General features: G+C 48.5%; 17 protein-coding genes and 1 tRNA gene. 4 read left to right on the plus strand and 14 right to left on the minus strand.

The genetic code is table 11. The annotated features are described in order from the left end of the window. Window positions 1-335 precede the first annotated feature (335 nt). From INF30_RS12855 to INF30_RS12875, 5 genes are all read right to left on the minus strand, one after another. A tRNA-Ser gene (locus tag INF30_RS12855) sits at window positions 336-423 on the minus strand. Between the two features lie 35 nt (window positions 424-458). Beyond that, window positions 459-1,820, minus strand: coding sequence for an MATE family efflux transporter (locus INF30_RS12860; RefSeq protein WP_226395506.1), 1,362 nt, complete (start codon window positions 1,818-1,820; stop codon window positions 459-461). A gap of 36 nt (window positions 1,821-1,856) precedes the next feature. After that, window positions 1,857-2,567 (minus strand): lysophospholipid acyltransferase family protein, encoded by a 711-nt coding sequence (locus INF30_RS12865; RefSeq protein WP_226395507.1) that lies wholly within the window; start codon window positions 2,565-2,567, stop codon window positions 1,857-1,859. A gap of 21 nt (window positions 2,568-2,588) precedes the next feature. Further along, on the minus strand, window positions 2,589-3,137 hold the full coding sequence (locus tag INF30_RS12870; protein ID WP_076779806.1) for a Fe-S-containing hydro-lyase: 549 nt from the start codon (window positions 3,135-3,137) through the stop codon (window positions 2,589-2,591). 13 nt (window positions 3,138-3,150) lie between these two features. After that, window positions 3,151-3,993 carry a fumarate hydratase gene (locus INF30_RS12875; RefSeq protein WP_226395508.1) on the minus strand — a complete coding sequence of 281 codons (843 nt, stop codon included), beginning with the start codon at window positions 3,991-3,993 and terminating at the stop codon, window positions 3,151-3,153. A gap of 224 nt (window positions 3,994-4,217) precedes the next feature. Between INF30_RS12875 and INF30_RS12880 the strand changes: the two genes are divergently transcribed. Genes INF30_RS12880 through INF30_RS12890 form a run of 3 tightly spaced genes read left to right on the plus strand, consistent with a single transcriptional unit; the run spans window position 4,218 to window position 6,199 of the window. Beyond that, entirely contained in the window at window positions 4,218-4,586 is a 369-nt protein-coding gene (locus INF30_RS12880) for a GntR family transcriptional regulator (RefSeq protein WP_076779809.1), read from the plus strand. After that, a complete protein-coding gene (locus INF30_RS12885) occupies window positions 4,583-5,443 on the plus strand; it encodes an ABC transporter ATP-binding protein (RefSeq protein ID WP_226395509.1) in 861 nt (286 codons plus the stop codon). Before INF30_RS12880 ends, INF30_RS12885 begins: the two co-directional genes overlap by 4 nt. 27 nt (window positions 5,444-5,470) lie before the next feature. Continuing rightward, complete coding sequence (locus tag INF30_RS12890) at window positions 5,471-6,199, plus strand: hypothetical protein (protein ID WP_226395510.1); 729 nt, start codon at window positions 5,471-5,473, stop codon at window positions 6,197-6,199. 63 nt (window positions 6,200-6,262) lie between these two features. Here INF30_RS12890 and INF30_RS12895 read toward each other — a convergent pair whose 3' ends face one another. The 7 genes from INF30_RS12895 to INF30_RS12925 form a co-directional block, all read right to left on the minus strand. After that, on the minus strand, window positions 6,263-7,159 hold the full coding sequence (locus INF30_RS12895; protein ID WP_226395511.1) for an alpha/beta hydrolase: 897 nt from the start codon (window positions 7,157-7,159) through the stop codon (window positions 6,263-6,265). A gap of 21 nt (window positions 7,160-7,180) precedes the next feature. Beyond that, complete coding sequence (lpdD, locus tag INF30_RS12900; protein WP_226395512.1) at window positions 7,181-7,534, minus strand: prenylated flavin chaperone LpdD; 354 nt, start codon at window positions 7,532-7,534, stop codon at window positions 7,181-7,183. 26 nt (window positions 7,535-7,560) lie between these two features. Further along, window positions 7,561-8,148, minus strand: coding sequence for a UbiX family flavin prenyltransferase (locus tag INF30_RS12905; protein WP_226395513.1), 588 nt, complete (start codon window positions 8,146-8,148; stop codon window positions 7,561-7,563). Further along, entirely contained in the window at window positions 8,138-9,610 is a 1,473-nt protein-coding gene (locus tag INF30_RS12910; protein WP_226395514.1) for a UbiD family decarboxylase, read from the minus strand. The genes INF30_RS12905 and INF30_RS12910 overlap by 11 nt, the downstream gene beginning before the upstream one ends. Before the next feature lie 72 nt (window positions 9,611-9,682). Next, window positions 9,683-11,053: a DUF4153 domain-containing protein gene (locus tag INF30_RS12915; RefSeq protein ID WP_226395515.1), complete on the minus strand. Its 1,371-nt coding sequence runs from the start codon at window positions 11,051-11,053 to the stop codon at window positions 9,683-9,685. Window positions 11,054-11,207: 154 nt separating this feature from the next. After that, complete coding sequence (locus tag INF30_RS12920) at window positions 11,208-11,441, minus strand: helix-turn-helix domain-containing protein (protein WP_076779825.1); 234 nt, start codon at window positions 11,439-11,441, stop codon at window positions 11,208-11,210. A gap of 57 nt (window positions 11,442-11,498) precedes the next feature. Further along, complete coding sequence (locus INF30_RS12925; protein WP_226395516.1) at window positions 11,499-11,951, minus strand: DUF2975 domain-containing protein; 453 nt, start codon at window positions 11,949-11,951, stop codon at window positions 11,499-11,501. A 281-nt stretch (window positions 11,952-12,232) separates the two neighbouring features. Here INF30_RS12925 and INF30_RS12930 point away from each other — a divergent pair, with 281 nt between their 5' ends. Then, the gene (locus INF30_RS12930) at window positions 12,233-12,700 is read left to right on the plus strand and encodes a C-GCAxxG-C-C family protein (protein ID WP_226395517.1); all 468 of its coding nucleotides are present in this window, start codon (window positions 12,233-12,235) and stop codon (window positions 12,698-12,700) included. A gap of 93 nt (window positions 12,701-12,793) precedes the next feature. On the opposite strand, the gene gyrA is transcribed toward INF30_RS12930, so the two are convergent. Together gyrA and gyrB are read right to left on the minus strand one after the other, a co-directional pair. Beyond that, window positions 12,794-15,292 (minus strand): DNA gyrase subunit A, encoded by a 2,499-nt coding sequence (gene gyrA / locus INF30_RS12935; RefSeq protein ID WP_226395518.1) that lies wholly within the window; start codon window positions 15,290-15,292, stop codon window positions 12,794-12,796. Between the two features lie 14 nt (window positions 15,293-15,306). Continuing rightward, on the minus strand, window positions 15,307-17,241 hold the full coding sequence (gene gyrB / locus INF30_RS12940) for a DNA topoisomerase (ATP-hydrolyzing) subunit B (RefSeq protein WP_226395519.1): 1,935 nt from the start codon (window positions 17,239-17,241) through the stop codon (window positions 15,307-15,309). Window positions 17,242-17,246: the final 5 nt, after the last annotated feature.

A 17,246-nucleotide genomic window follows, 5' to 3' on the forward strand; every position in this document is an offset into this window, starting at 1 on the left:
GCTTTCCTATCCCGTTATTTACTGTTGGCATCAGATCTTCGCTTTCGCTCGATCTGATTTCCGTTCTGAATATTTCTCTTAGAAATTTTCAGGGTCGTTGTCTATTGTTCAGTTATCAAGGTTCTTTTTTGTTTTTGCTGTCTCTCGCGAGTCAGCTTAAACATAATACCATTTGTTTTTCTCTGTGTCAATACTTTTTTTGAAGTTTTTTTCTTTTTTCTCAACACTCAATTGGTAGTATATTTATATATAGAAGAAACACAATATGTTCCATTGTTTTTCTTCCAGCTAAGGCAAACAAAAAACTACTGAGCCTCTCAGCAGTTTTTGCCTAACGGAGAAAGAGGGATTCGAACCCTCGCGCCGGTTGCCCGACCTACACCCTTAGCAGGGGCGCCTCTTCGGCCTCTTGAGTATTTCTCCAGCAGAAGTTATTATACTAAACCCCTGCTTGATTGTCAACGCATTTTTTTCTTATTCTCCAAAAACGTCTTCCGCCAGTAATATACAATGAATGCCACGGCTGTCAAAATCCATGTCACCGGGTAACTGAAAATGATCGCGTCGATAGTAGGTGATATCTCCATAGCGCCCACAAGCCACACAATCCGGAGCACGCAGATCCCAACCAGTGTGATGATCATGGGCACAAGTACATCTCCCACACCTCTCATAGCTCCTGCCAGCACTTCTATAAATACGTACACAATATACCAGGGTGTGATGAGCAGGACCATCTGGCTCCCTATTTCAATGACATTCTGATCCGACGTGAACATACGGAAAAGAGGTGTTCTCAGCGCGACCAGCACGATCACGATGACAGCTGACACGGCAAAGTCCATAAGAAGGCATATTTTTGTACTCTTTTTTACTCTTTCTCTTTTTCCTGCACCGTGGTTCTGACCTACAAATGAAGTGATGGCAATTCCAAAGGAAGTGCTGACCATCCAGAATACGGCATCCATTTTTCCAAAAGCTGACCAGGCTGCCGCCGTATCCGTTCCAAATGTATTGAGGGCCGCCTGGATGGCTATATTTGTAATGGCAAACAGGACAGACTCAACCGCAGTAGGTATCCCGAGCTTAAGCTGCGAAACAAGGATCGATCCTGTAAAGCGCATTCTTTTCCATGTGATCCGCAGCGGTCCCCTGTCTATTGCCAGCCTGATCGTGATCAGAACGGCACTGAGCGCCTGGGAAATGAAGGTAGCAATGGCAGCTCCGGCTACTCCCATATCAAGGCCAGCCACCAGTAATATATCCAGCACGATATTGGTAAGACAGCATACGATCAGATAATAGAGCGGCGTGCGCGAATTCCCTGCCGCCCGCAGTATGCTGGCTCCCATATTATATATGAAAGTAAAAGTAAGAGCCCCAAAATAGATGCGAAGATAGAGAACTGCATCCCCCATAGTCGCTTCGGGCGTATTCATCAAGGAGAGCATATGCGGCGTCAGTAAAATGCCAAGCACGGTCAGCACAATTCCCCCTGCCACAGCCAGAACATAGGCATTATGTACTGCCTTGCTGGCAGATCTTCTGTCTCTCGCCCCAAAAAAGTGTGCAATAATGACAGAGGCTCCTGAAGACAGCCCTGTAAAAAATCCCACAATGAGACTGGCGATCTGCGCTGAGGAACCTCCCACTGCTGCCAGCGCTTCTTTTCCCACAAACTGTCCTACTACCACTGTATCTACTGTATTGTAAAGTTGCTGAAAAAAGCTCCCCAGCATGATCGGAAAGAAAAAGATAAGGAGCTGTTTCCATATAACTCCCTCTGTGATCTGCCGGGAAGCATCTGTTTTTACAGACATAAAAATCCCCCATATTTTTAAATCAGATTGTAAGCCTTATGCATACTGACCGATGACCTCTTCGATCCGCCTTTTCACTTCCGCTGCGATCTCTGTGGTCTTCATATCCTTGTACTCTTCATAGTACATAGGCTTCAGAAAATGTACCTGAACTGTGACCGGGCTGATCGTATTTGTGTCAAAAGGCTTGAAAGAGTCGATGAGAGCCACCGGAACAATGGGACATTTTGCCTTTGTGGCAGATTTGAAACTGCCTCCCTTAAACTCCCCGGGATGATTGCCGTTCTTTGATCTGGTTCCCTCCGCAAAGATCAGATAATTCCGGCCCTTTTTCACTTCCTCTGTCACGTGGATGATGACCTGCATGGCCTGGCGCACGTCCTCCCTGTCCAGCATGTAAGCCTTCATACACGCAAACACCTGCTTCAAAAACTGGATGTTCGCGATCTCTTTCTTCGCTACAACGGCAAAAGGTTTTGGGCAGGCCTCGATAATGGCCAGCACGTCGTAAAGTCCCTGGTGATTGGGAAAAAACATAAAACCGTTTTCTTCGGGAATGTTTTCCACACCATAGGCCGCGATCTTCACATTTCCCCCTCTGTTCGCCCGAAGAGTAATATATTTCAGAAGGGCATACTGCTCCTCATCCGTATATTTTTCTGGGTGGGCTGCGTGATAGCAGAGTTTGCACCACGCATACGGAACGAGGAAAATGTTCCGGAAGATCATAAGTAATATCCTTTTCATCTCTGTAAGCTCCTTCTTGTGTTATTTCTGATATTCTCTGATGGCTGTCTCGTAGAGGTTATGACCCTCGCTGTCTATGACAACGATGACCGGAAAATCCTCCACCTCCAGGCGGCGGATGGCCTCTGTCCCCAGGTCATCGTAGGCGATCACCTCGGACCTTTTGATACATTTAGACAGAAGCGCGCCTGCTCCTCCCACAGCCGCAAAATAGACACATCCGTTCCTCACGATGGCGTCCATCACATCCTGTGTTCGCTTGCCTTTCCCGATCATGGCCCCAAGTCCAAGATCCAGAAGACGCGGGGTATATCTGTCCATACGGCTCGCTGTGGTCGGTCCCGCTGAGCCGATAGGGCGGCCTTCCCTTGCGGGGGAGGGCCCCATATAGTAAATGATCTGATCCTTTATCTCAAATGGAAGGTCTCTCCCCTGATCCAGGGTCTCGTCCATTCTCTTGTGAGCAGCGTCCCGGGCCGTGTAGATCGTTCCTGTAAGGTAAACGTAATCCCCGGACTTAAGGCCTGCTGCCTCCTCTTTTGTCATTGGCACATGCATATGTTTTTCCATATTTTAAGCCCTCCTATACTTCTCGCACAACATGCCGGTTTACATGACAGCATATGTTTACTGCCACCGGCAGTCCTGCAATGTGGGTCGGATACGTATTGACATTGACGGCAAAGGCTGTCGTGCTGCCTCCCAGTCCCCCTGGTCCGATCCCCAGACTGTTGACCTTCTCCAGCATCTCCTCCTCCAGCTCCCGCACCCAGGGGATGGATGAGTGAGATCCCGCCTCTCTTGTCAGAGCCTCTTTTGCCATGAGGGCGCATTTTTCAAAGGTGCCTCCCACGCCGACTCCCACCACCATGGGAGGACAGGCATTGGGACCTGCATCCTTTACGGCGGTCAGTATGGCATGTTTGACTCCCTCCAGTCCGTCTGCCGGCTTGAGCATAAAGACACGGCTCATATTTTCACTTCCAAATCCCTTGGGAGCTACTTTGATCTTCACTCTGTCTCCGCCCACGATCCTGGTATGGATGACAGCGGGTGTGTTGTCTTTTGTATTCTCCCGGAGAATGGGATCACCCACCACAGATTTGCGAAGATACCCTTCCGTGTATCCCTGGCGGACGCCTTCATTGACTGCATCCTCCAGAAGTCCTCCCTCCAGATGTACATCCTGCCCGATCTCCAGAAAGACCACAGACATACCCGTGTCCTGACAGATAGGGATCATATCCTTGGCCGCGATGTCAAGATTTTCCCTCAGCTGACCTAAGATCTGCTTTCCGAGAGGCGCCTTCTCTGTTTCCGCCGCCTTTTCCATAACAGCTTCCATATCTTTGGAAAGATAATGGTTTGCCTCTATACACATTTCTTTAATATTTTTTGTTATCTCACTTACCTGGACTGTCCTCATTGATTTCCTCCCATGTAAATAGTGTAATGGGCATCTTCTGCCCGCGCATTCCCTCACTAGTATACTGTCTTTATCCATATATTTCAATTCCAGTATTGACATTTTCCCTTCCCTGTGTTTCAATACATATATAGTTAATTACTCAAGTAACTAACCAATAAACCATAGCAGACAGCTGTAAGAGAAATATTTCTTAAATAACCGCAGAGGGAGGTGTCTATGGAGTGAATATCAATCCAGGCCAGGATAAACCTATTTTTATCCAGATCGCAGAGGGAATCGAGGACGGTATCCTCACCGGGGCTTTTCCGGAAGAGTCCCAGATTCCATCTATCACTGAATTTTCCGTAAACTATAAGATCAATCCGGCTACTGCCCTCAAGGGGATCAATCTTCTTGTGGACGAGAACATTATTTATAAGAAAAGGGGCGTTGGCATGTTTGTGGCAGAGGGAGCGGTACAGAAGCTTCGAAAGAAGAGACAGGATCAATTTTATACCAACTATATAAGCAGCCTTATAGACGAGGCCAGGAGACTGGGCATCTCAAGCGAAGATGTCATTGCCATGATCGAGAGGGGGTTTTCTAAATGAAAGGAATTGAAGTAAAAAATATATCAAAGTCATTTAAAGATACGCAGGCGCTTCGAAATGTGACCCTCACTTTTGAGGCGGAAAAGATCTACGGACTTCTGGGAAGAAATGGAGCCGGTAAATCCACTCTGCTGAATATCATCAGCAACCGCAAATATCCAAATGAGGGATATGTGTCCGTGGACGGCGTGCCCTCCGCAGAAAACGACGAAGCACTGAGGAAAATGTTTCTCATCAATGAGATGAACCTGTACCCGGAGAGCATGAAAGTAAAAGATGCCTTCAAAGTGACAAAAACATTTTATCCCTCCTTCGATGAGGCGAATGCTCTGAAACTTTCGGAAATGTTTGAACTAAATATAAAAAAGAAAATAAAAAGCCTGTCCACCGGCTATCAGTCTATCTTCAGAAATATACTGGCTCTTTCCGTAAATGTGCCCTATGTCTTTTTTGACGAGCCTGTCCTGGGGCTGGACGCCTACCACAGAGATCTCTTTTACAGGCTGCTGATCGAGAAATACAGTGAAGAGCCATTTACAGCAGTAATCTCCACCCACCTGATCGAAGAAGTGGCAAATGTCATAGAAGAAGTAATTATTATAAAAAAAGGTGAAATTTTGAAAAATCAGTCCAGAGACAGCATCCTGGAAAACAGCTGCACCGTGTCCGGAACAATCTCCCAGGTAGACTCTTATGTAGCGTCTCTCCCCGCCAAGGCAGAGGTCATTGGCTCGGATGTCATCGGAGGACTGAAGTCCGTCTACATCTGCGGCGACGACGGCGCGCGGCTGCCTGAGGGGCTGGAGAGGTCACCCATAGATCTGCAGAAGCTGTTTATCCAGCTCACCTCAATGTAATTGGATCTGAAAGGAGTGTGAAAGAGTATGAAAAAAATATTAAAATATCAGTGTTTTGACCTTGCAAAGGCGCTTGTCGTCTACTATCTTGTCATCCTGCTCATCATTTCTCTCGCCGTGATAGGGATGAATGTGGCAGGCGGCACAGAGAGGAGCGGCCTCGGATTCTCCTCCGAGTTCTTCTGTCTGATCGTGGGACTTTGCATGTTCCGGGAGTATTTCTACCTGTTTATGCAGAACGGTGTCTCCAGAAAGAAGATTTTCGCAGGCGCCTGCATGTGCCTTGTGATCCTCAGCGCTGTCATGTCCGCCATGGATGTGCTGGCTCTGTATATCCTGGAAGCGCTGCCCGCCGCCAATGTATCGTATATGACCATTTCCTCCACCCTCTACTCGGGCTATGTGAACAATGCCGGTCCTGTTTTGCGTCTGTTGGTGGAGCTGGTGATTTCCTTCCTTGTCATGTACGTCTTCTTTGTGGTAGGATATCTGATTTCCATCTGCTTTTACCGCTCTCCCAAACCCGGGAAGATCGGCATCGCAGTGGGGCTTCCTCTCCTGGTGGTCGGCGGCATGCCTGTGCTCATGGTCGCTTTCCCGGAGGTTTTTGCCAGGCTGATGTCCTTCTTCCTCTTTATCATGGGATATTCAGACACTTCCAGCGGCAATCCTTTCATCGGGATGGTGACGCTGATCGTCCTCTCCCTGGTCATCACAGGCCTCAGTTACCGGGCCGTGAAAGGCGCTCAGATCTGAGCTCTCACAAATACACACAGAAAGCCCTCCGTCAAGTGAAAGCCGGAGGGCTTTTGTGCGGTCTTATCTTCTATTCAAAATTTCTATGAAAAACCGGCATGTCTCATCGTTGCAGATCTCTGCCTGAGGACATTTCATATCCACGTGGAAGACGTGCTTCAGATCATGGGTCTCATTGTCGTAAAATCGGAACAGAAAGGGTACCTTCCGCTCCATGAGACATTCCGCCATGGCAAGAGCCTGGCTCTGTGTAAAATCACCGGAGGAGGTCATGAGGAACACAGGAGGATAGTTTCCCGTTATATGTGAAATGGAGCTGATCATATCCAGTTCTTCCTCCGTCCCTTTGCCCGGCAGATAGTCTTCCATCAGCGCCGGCGTATCTCCTCCCATGTCATTTTCTATTTTGTATACGCCGCAGTTCAGTGCCGCCGCACGGACAGAAATGCTGTCCTGTATCTGCAGCCTGCACTCTTTTTCCCATTTTTCTTTGAAAGATGCATTTGTGCAGGCAGCCAGGTAAAGCGAAAGGATATTGCCCCCCGCCGAGTCCCCCACGGCAAAGACCCTGTCCAGATCCATGCTATACGCCTTCCCATGCTCCGCCATCCATTCAAAGACCAGGTTGGTATCTTCCAGAGGGGCCGGGAATTTGTGCTCCGGCGCCAGACGATAGGAAAAATTCACCACCACAAATCCTCTCCTTGCCAGGTCCATACAGTAGAACCGATATCTCTCCTTGTCCCCGTACACCCATCCTCCGCCGTGGACGCTGACAATAACAGGAAGCAGTCCTTCCCGCCCGGCCGGACGGTACACATCCATCACCTGCATGGGATCTTCTGTCCCGTAGCGGATATCCCGGTATTTTTCCACATCTTCCGGCTCTTTAAGACCTGCGTCCCGGATATCATCTCCTGCTTTAAAGAGTTTTCTTATTTTGTCACTTGTCTCAGACATATACTCACGACCTTTTCTTTTTTATAGTATCATCTCTTCCACAGCCTGCTGTACTTCCCGGATCTGCTCCTCTGTGATCCCGTCCGTATGAAATCCCCCTGTACATACGACTACAGCATTTTGGGCTGCTGCCATTTTCTCTGCCAGATACCGGCACAGGTACTCGTCCTTGTGTCCTGTCACATTGATAACAGAGGCTGTGCTGCTGACCTTGCCGTCTCCCTTGAGGGAGGGCCGGGGGGTAGCCAGCACAGTACATCCTATATGTGGGCGATCTCCTCCTGCAAGGATGATGTGGTAATCATTTCCGATCTTTGTGATCTTTACAGTCAATTTTGTAAAGGAGAGGACTTTTTCTATGATTCTTTCTTCCATTTTCTTTTCCTCCCGCCCTAGTTTAGCTAGATTCCCTCCCAGCGGCGGTATCCCTCCGCTTCAATGCCAAAAGGCTCCACAAGTTTCGCGGCTATGTGCCGGATCATATCCTGCATACATTCCGGCTTCTGGTAGAATGTCAGCATAGGCGGAATGATGCGAACCCCCGGCATCTTTGAGAGCTCATAGAGATTTCTCAGATGAACCGGACTAAGGGGCGTCTCCCGGGCCGCCAGGACAAGAGGACGCTGCTCTTTGATCGTCACGTCTGCTGCCCGCAGGATCAGATTGTCCGCGTACCCGCTGCAGATCCCTGCCACTGTCTTCATACTGCAGGGAACAATGAGCATCCCGGCTGTCCTGTAAGATCCGCTGGCCGGACCGGCTCCTATTTCCTCCGGATCATATACCTGATCTGCCAGTCTTTCTATCTCCTCTTTTTTGCAGTCCATCTCATGTTCCAGCGTGAGCACAGCGCTCCTGCTCATAATGAGGACTGACTCATATTCCTGATCCTGCCGGATGATCTGCAGACATTCCTTCAAAATCGGAATGCCGCTGGCCCCGGTCGCAGCCACAACGATTTTTTTCTTTCTTATAACCTTATCTTGCATCTTTGGTCCATCTTTCCGGATCTACATCCATAAATCTTGCTCTCACAAACCGTTCCTTCTGGTCATAGGGAACCGTGCAGTCAAAAATGGTTTTGCAGGCAATGCCGTGATCCCTGATTCCTGGTGAACAGGAGGGGTCATTGGAGGGATCCAGCGGATGACATCTCACACCCGGTATGGTGATGATGTCCGCGTCTCCCTGGAACCTGGTGTTCATCGCCCAGAGTACGTCATTTATATCAAAACAATCCACATCCTCATCCACAATAAACACGTGTTTCAGCTCGCTGAAAGCTGAAAATGCAAGGAGGGCTGCCTGCCTCTGTCTGCCTTCATCGCTTGGTGAGAGCTTTTTGAACTGGAGGACAGCCATGTATTTTCCTCCTCCCGGCGAAGCACAGTATACATTCTGCAGCCTTCCCGGCATCGCTTTCTCGATCATACCGTAAATGCTGGCCTCTGTGGGGATGCCGGCCATGGATACATGCTCCTCGCTGGGTCCGATACAGGTCTGCATGATGGGATTTTTCCTGTGGGTCACTGCTGTCACCTTTATAAGCCAGCACTGATCGCTGGCAGGTCCGGTGTAGCCCGGGAACTCCGGCATCGCGTATCCTGTGTGGCTGTTCTGATCCTCCTGCACGCGGACATGGGGGACCACTTCTCCCTCAATGACATACTCTGCATTTGCGATGGCTTTCTCATTGACAGTCAGACATCTGCAGAGCTCTACCGGCTCATTTCTCAGCGCTCCTGCCACTGCCAGCTCATCATACCCAAGAGGGGTTGTCGGCGGTTCAAAGCAGGAACCGATCTCTATGGCAGGGTCTACTCCGATGCTGATGGAGATGGGGAGCCTCTGTCCCATCTGCTCCGCCCTCTCTGCCATGGCTCCAATGTGCCTTGCCCCCGGTGTAAAAAAGATGGAGAGCTCGTCCTTTCCCTGAATGCAGAGTCTGTGGATCGTCACATCGCTGCGCCCTGTGTCGGGGTGGGTAGCATAGCACATTCCCAGAGTGATATAGGGGCCTGCATCATCCGGCGTGTTGGTTGGCGCCGGCACTAATTTGTACAGATCAAAGTCCGGATCCTCTGCTCTGTGCACCACCTCCTGGCAGGGGGCTGATCCTTCTTTCAGGACTGGCGGTATGGGGTTGTCCACACTGTGCCAGAGCATTTTTCCAAGATCCTCCGGTCTGCCCCCAAGGAGGGCTGCCACTCTCTTTCTGCTGGCAAGCACACCGATAGCCACTCTTGCCCCCGGATGTCCTTTTACATTGTTAAAGATCATAGCCGGGCCTTCCTTGGTGGGGCGCATGACGGTCCCGCCTGCCCCCACGTGCCGGTACACGCCGGAGAGTTCCGCCATGGGCTCTACTTCCACATCTGTCTCGATGAGCTGTCCTGGCATGGATTTTAAAAGCGCAAGCGCGCTGCGAAGATCATTTACTTTATCTGCCATTGCATTTCCTCCTACTGTTCCTGTCTTTTTTCTCTCACTCTATTCTATCTTCTTTTTTGTTTCCTATCAATTCTAACTTTCTTTCCACGGAGAAACTTGTGCTGCCCTCCACACAGAAGCATTGTACTCTCTGATGGTGCGCTTTTCATCATCCTGCCGGGCTCTCCGGAAATACTGGCGAAGCTCATTTTCCACGATGCTCTCTGTGTAGAACCCGTCCGAGTAGTCCAGCTCTTCCACATGGATCTCGGCAAGGGCCGGCGCTGCATCATAAGAAGAGGTACTGATCATATATATGGCATCCGCCGCAGTCATCTTCTCCATAGTGCGGATATTATAGGAGGTTGCCAGATAATCAGGATGCAGAAATGACAGCAAAATGTATCCGAAGGAGACAGCAGCCGTCACAAACCTGAACAGCGAAAATTTTTTCTTATAGATAAAGATCACAACTCCTGTCATCATGACAAGATTCAAGATCAAAAACCAAAGTACGAGGATGCGCAGGAATGTCATATGATAGACACGGACATACATGAACATTCTGTACATGGCAGATATTGTCATGATAAATGTACATCCGCATATGACTGTCAGAATAATGTCCAGAATTCTATTTTTTTGGAATGAATATACAACTGAAATAACAAGTACAAAATTAATCATTCCTATAAACAGCAGCTGCCAGAAACCTTCCTGCGCATACCCGGCATACGTCATGCCTTCTGGAAGTCCCCCGTCATTTTTGAGAAAAAGAACGTACACCTGCACGAAGCAGTACAGAACATAGACGGCAGCGATCATGCCGGTAAATGTTATGCCTGTGACTGCTTCATAATTCCTTCTTTTTCCCTCTTTCGGGCAGCATTCGCCTGCAGCAAAGGCATAGAATACGCCGTAGATGATCAGGATCCCAAACAGGGTCATGCACACAATGACAACTACAGAACTGATATGCAGATTCTCCGGCATCTGGAATATGTTTTCAAAAATGGCCGCGAAAACCCGGTCTGAGCTTGCCAGAAGCGGAAAGATAACGATAAGCAGGACAAAAGCTATCACGATCCCCACAAGTACAGATCGCATTTTTTCTCTCTTTTCCTCTTCTTTCTCCCCTTCTCTTCCTCCTTTTTTCAGGTCCTTTAGGTTGAATATGTGGAAGGAAAAGACCACTGTTTTTATGCCCATCATCACGATCATCTTTAAGTAGGAAAAGAAGTTCCACTCTCCCTCCCCGCAGAAACATCGGACCATTCCCGCCATAAAAAGGAGCATGATCCCTGCCCAGTTAAAGACCACAAGAAATCCAGAGTCTGTCAGCACAGTGGAAATTCCAAGAAGGATGATGCCCGCCCCATATGGAAAGAATTCCCTATTGCAGGACATTCCAAGCTTCTTAAAAAAGAGGATGGCAGTACCCACTGTCATAGCTGTATGCAACACAAAAGTAATTCCATTTAGATTTTTGTAACAAAAGACTGTAAAGAGAACACCGTAGATTACACTAATTCCTGCAAAATAGCGATTATTTTCTACAAATTTCGATCTCCTTGTATCTGACCTGCTATTTTCCATATGCTCCCACCTTTCTGTTCCTCTATTTTTCTTCATCACTGTCTTTTTCTTCATCCGGCACATATTTTAAAATATCTCCCGGCTGACAGCCCAGTTCCCGGCACAGCGCGTCCAGAGTCGTAAATCTGACCGCTTTTGCCTTATTATTTTTCAATATCGAAAGATTGGCCATTGTAATATCTATTTTCTCTGCCAGCTCCTTTACACCCATTTTTCTCTGTGCCATGACCACATCTAAATCAATCACGATCGCCATGCTCCCTCACCTCCTGCTGTTTGCTCCGCATATATGTATATGCCATCTTCTTCTCCATCAAATTGTCAGATCGTTCTCCTCCTTATACCGGACCGCTTCCCCAAAGACCTGCGACAGGACCTGGCTGAACAGCGCCGCCACAAAAAAGATCACTGCGATCACCACTGCTGCGATCGTGGGTACAAAAAACATTTCCAATAAAAAGGCTGCTGTGATACAGAGACTGAACCTTGTCATCAGACGCAGGCTTTTTACATTCTCATAGACAAAACAGGATCCATTCACAACTGTCTCCATCATCTTTCGTAGCTGACTGACGATCAATATTCCGAATATTCCGGAAACTGCCAGTGTAACCAGCATGGGGATATACTGCTCCTGCAGAGTATCGTCATAATATCTTCCCGCCAGCTTCAGCGTCCAGGGAAGCGTCACAACCACAGCAATCCCTGAAAAAAACATAAAATCCAGCACTCCTTTTGTCGCTCTGATGATCTTTTCATTCCGCATACATCTATCTCTCCCTTCTCATTTTACGTTTCATTTCATTTTGTTCTTCTGCTATCTAAGAGGAATATATCATATTAAAAATCGTTTTTCAATATATATTTATCGTTTTTCAATAAATTTCAAGTTCAATTGAGCACACATTCCAACAATACAAGGGAGATGATACACAATAACACAGGTAAAACTGCAATTGGGGACGTAATATTTTTTCAAAATATTACGTCCCCAATTGCAGTTTTACCCCCTCCGTCCTATAATATCTACAAAAGGAGGTTTTTTCTATGAATACATCGATCGATATGGAGAAATTGAGGGAGGATGCCGTACATATTTTCAATTCCGGTTTTACCTGCTCTGAATCTGTCATCTATGCAATTAAGAAAAATTTTGAACTTGAGATGTCCGATGACGCCATTGCCATGAGTTCCGGATTTCCATGGGGCCTTGGAGGAGCGGGATGCATCTGCGGCGCTCTGGCCGGAGGGACCATGTGCATCGGCTACTTCTACGGACGCACAGAGCCGGGCGATCCGCGTAATCAGCTCTGCTTTAAGCTCTGCAACGAACTCCACGATTTCTTTAAAGAGAACTATGGAGCTGCCTGCTGCCGCGTGCTTACAAGAGGAATGGAGAAACAGTCACCGGAGAGAAAAGCACACTGCACAAAAATGGTTTCCGGCACAGTGGTAAAGACAGCTGAGATCATTCTGAACAACCTGAAAGACAGCAGATTTCAGGATGTCTGTTAAGTCCTCTCTTATGTACAATTTTAAGTCAGGAATATAAAAGGACTGGCACACCTCTTTCAAACAGCGTGTGCCAGTTCTTTTTATGGACTTTATTTAATTATCTGTATCATCTGTTTTCTCCGAAGACTCAGACTCTTCTTCTTCCTCTTCATCTCCCTTTCTCACCTTGGCGATGCTGGCAACTTTATCATTTTCCTGTAAATTGATCAGTTTCACACCAGAAGTTATTCTTCCAAGGATGGAGATGCTGCTGCACTTCATGCGGATCACAATGCCCTCTGTATTGATGATCATGATCTCATCATCTTCGTCCACAGCTTTGATGCCTACTACATTTCCTGTCTTCTCTGTGATCTTGTAGCATTTAACACCTTTTCCTCCTCTGTTCTGGGGAGAGAATTCTTCCATTGCTGTACGCTTGCCCATACCCTTTTCAGATACAGTCAGCAGGTGAGTTCCCTGGGAGGAAAGCTGCATGCCGATGATCTCATCGTGGTCTGTCAGATTCATGCCCCGCACGCCCATAGATGTTCTTCCTGTAGGTCTCACATCTGTCTCATGGAAGCGGATGCACTGTCCATACTTGGTAGCCAGGATAATGTCTTTCTGGTTGTCTGTATACTTCACTTCGATCAGCTCATCGTCATCCCGCAGGGTGATGGCGGCAAGTCCGGTCTTTCTCACATTCGCATACTCCTTCAGAGGAGTCTTCTTCACAAGTCCCTTTCTTGTAGCCATGAAAAGGTATTCCCCGTCACGGTACTCGTCAATTGGGATGACAGCTGTGATCTTCTCCTCCGGCTGCAGCTGGAGCAGATTAATGATAGCTGTTCCCCTGGCAGTCCTGCCTGCCTCAGGTATCTCGTATCCCTTCAACCTGTAGACGCGTCCTGTCGTAGTGAAGAACATGATATAGTGATGGGTATGTGTCATAAACAGCTCTTCCACATAGTCGGAGTCTATGGTCTGCATGCCTTTGATGCCTTTTCCTCCTCTGTGCTGGGACTTAAAGGTATCCTCAGACATGCGCTTGATATAGCCAAGTTTTGTCATGGTGATGACGACATTCTCCTTGGGAATCAGATCCTCCATGGAAATGTCAAACTCGTCAAATCCGATCTTTGTCCTTCTGTCATCTCCGTATTTATCTTTGATGACAAGGATCTCTTCTTTGATCACGCCAAGAAGGACCTTTCTGTCAGCCAGGATCGCCTTCAACTCGCCGATACGCTTCATCAGCTCATCGTACTCGTTCTCCAGCTTCTCTCTTTCCAGACCTGTCAGAGCTCTAAGACGCATATCCACAATAGCCTGGGACTGGGCGTCAGAGAGATCAAAGCGTTTCATCAATTCCGCCTTGGCATCCTGCACATTGGCAGAGCTGCGGATGATCTGGATCACTTCGTCGATGTGGTCAAGGGCGATAAGCAGTCCTTTAAGAATGTGGGCGCGCTCCTCCGCCTTATTGAGCTCGTATTTTGTGCGCCTTGTCACCACTTCTTCCTGATGCTGCAGATAGTAGTTCAGCATATCGAGAAGATTCATAACTTTCGGCTCATTGTTTACCAGTGCCAGCATGATGACACCAAAAGTATCCTGAAGCTGGGTATGTTTGTAGAGCTGGTTTAAGATCACGTTTGCGTTGGCATCTCTTCTGAGTTCAATGCACACTCTCATGCCTTCCCGGCTGGACTGATCACTGAGCTCTGTAATGCCATCGATCTTTTTATCCCGCACAAGCTCGGCGATCTTCTCGATGAGCCTTGCCTTGTTGACCATATAGGGAAGCTCTGTGACAATGATCCTGCTCTTGCCGTTTGGCATTGTCTCAATGTCTGTCACGGCCCGCACCCGGATCTTGCCCCGGCCTGTCCGGTAAGCCTCCTCAATGCCCCTTGTCCCCAGGATCGTAGCTCCTGTGGGGAAGTCAGGTCCCTTGATGATCTGCAGAATCTCCTCCATGGTGGTCGTTTCCTTGTCCGCGATCTGGTCATCGATGATCTTCACCACCGCGTCAATGACCTCCCGCAGATTGTGGGGCGGGATGTTTGTGGCCATTCCCACGGCAATACCGGATGTTCCGTTTACAAGGAGATTGGGAAATCTGGATGGCAGGACTGTCGGCTCCTTCTCTGTCTCGTCAAAGTTGGGCGTAAAATCTACCGTATCCTTGTTGATGTCCGCTGTCAGCTCCATGGAAATCTTGCTCAGTCGGGCCTCCGTGTACCTCATAGCGGCCGCGCCGTCCCCGTCCACTGAACCGAAGTTTCCGTGTCCGTCCACAAGAGGATATCTGGTAGACCAGTCCTGGGCCATATTTACCAGGGCTCCGTAGATGGAGCTGTCCCCATGGGGGTGGTATTTACCCATCGTGTCACCGACAATACGGGCACATTTTCTGTGGGGCTTGTCAGGACCGTTGTTCAGCTCGATCATGGAATACAGAATTCTCCTCTGCACCGGCTTCAGACCGTCTCTTACATCGGGAAGGGCTCTGGAAGCGATAACACTCATGGCGTACTCGATGTAAAATTTTTCCATTCTCTCCTTCAGGTCTACTTCCTGGACTTTATCAAAAATATTATCTTCCATTGTCTTCTACCTTTCTATACGTCCAGATTCTGCACGTATTTTGCGTTTTCCTCTATGAACTCCCGCCTTGGCTCTACTTTATCTCCCATCAGAGTCGTAAAAGTCAGATCCAGTTCGGACGTAGTCTCCTCGTCCATAGTCACTCTCATCAGGATGCGGTGGTGCGGATCCATGGTGGTTTCCCAGAGCTGGTCTGCATCCATCTCTCCCAGACCTTTGTAGCGCTGGATCTTGTTGTTGGTATCTCGTCCCACTTCCCGGAGAATGGAATCCAGCTCCTCATCGCTGTAGGCGTACCAGACTTTTTTATTTTTCTCCAGTTTATAGAGAGGCGGTTTCGCCAGATATACATAGCCCTGCTTGATCAGCTCCGGCATGAAGCGGTACATAAAGGTCAGAAGCAGCGTACTGATATGTGCGCCGTCCACATCCGCATCTGTCATAATGATGATCTTGTGATACCGGAGTTTGGAAATATCAAAGTCCTCGTGTATGCCTGTCCCGAAGGCTGTGATCATGGCCTTGATCTCCGCGTTGGCGTAGATCTTGTCCAGCCTTGCCTTCTCCACATTGAGGATCTTTCCGCGGAGAGGAAGGATAGCCTGTGTGGCCCGATCCCTGGCTGTCTTGGCAGATCCGCCGGCAGAATCTCCCTCCACGATATAAATCTCACAGTTGGCCGGGTCCTTGTCTGAACAGTCTGCCAGCTTACCCGGAAGAGACATGCCGTCCAGCGCTGACTTTCTTCTTGTCAGATCCCTGGCCTTTCTGGCTGCCTCCCTTGCCCTCTGGGCAAGAACGGATTTCTCCACTGTGGTCTTTGCGATCGTCGGATTCTGCTCTAAGTAGATCTCCAGCTGCTTGCTCACTACATTGTCCACAGCTCCCCTTGCCTCGCTGTTTCCAAGCTTCTGCTTTGTCTGTCCCTCAAACTGAGGCTCCTCGATCTTGACGCTGACGATGGCTGTCAGGCCTTCCCTGATATCCTCGCCGGACAGATTCGGCTCGCTGTCTTTCAGCAATTTATTTTTTCTCGCGTAATCGTTAAATGTCTTGGTCAGTGCATTCCGGAAGCCGACAATGTGGGTTCCGCCCTCCGGAGTGGTAATATTATTTACAAACCCGTAGGTATTGTCTGTGTAGGAATCGTTGTGCTGCATGGCCACTTCCACCTGCACATTGTTTACCATTCCCTCACAGTAAATGACATCCTCATAGAGAGGTGTGCTGCTCCGGTTCAGGTAGGTGACAAACTCCTTGATACCGCCCTCATAGTGGAACTCTTTTTTCACAGGTCCCTCTTCCGGCCTGTCATCTATGAGAACGATCTTCAGTCCTCTTGTCAGAAATGCCATCTCTCTGAGTCTTCTTTTCAGCACGTCAAAATCAAAGACTGTCTCCTCAAATATGGTGTCATCCGGCAGAAATGTGACTCTTGTGCCGGTCTTTTCCTCCTGGCAGTCTCCCACGATCTCCAGTTTGTTCATGACTTTTCCGCGCTCATATCTCTGTTTGTAAATCTTTCCATCATGGTAGATCTCCACTTCCAGCCAATTGGAGAGAGCGTTCACGACAGAAGCTCCCACACCGTGGAGACCGCCGGATACCTTGTATCCTCCTCCGCCGAACTTTCCTCCTGCGTGGAGCACAGTAAATACAACTTCCACAGCCGGGATGCCTGCCTTGTGGTTGATTCCAACAGGAATGCCCCGCCCATTGTCTGTGACAGTGACCGAGTTGTCCTTGTTGATCTGCACATGGATCTCATCGCAGAAACCTGCCAGAGCCTCATCCACAGAATTGTCCACAATCTCATAGACAAGATGGTGGAGTCCTCTTGCCGATGTACTTCCAATATACATTCCCGGGCGTTTTCTGACGGCCTCCAGTCCTTCCAGGATCTGGATTTCATCCGCCCCATACTCGTGCTGTACTTTTTCTGTACTCATAATCT

Origin of the sequence: Claveliimonas monacensis (genome assembly GCF_014982975.1) — a bacterium.
Classification (GTDB): Bacteria; Bacillota; Clostridia; order Lachnospirales; family Lachnospiraceae; genus Claveliimonas; species Claveliimonas monacensis.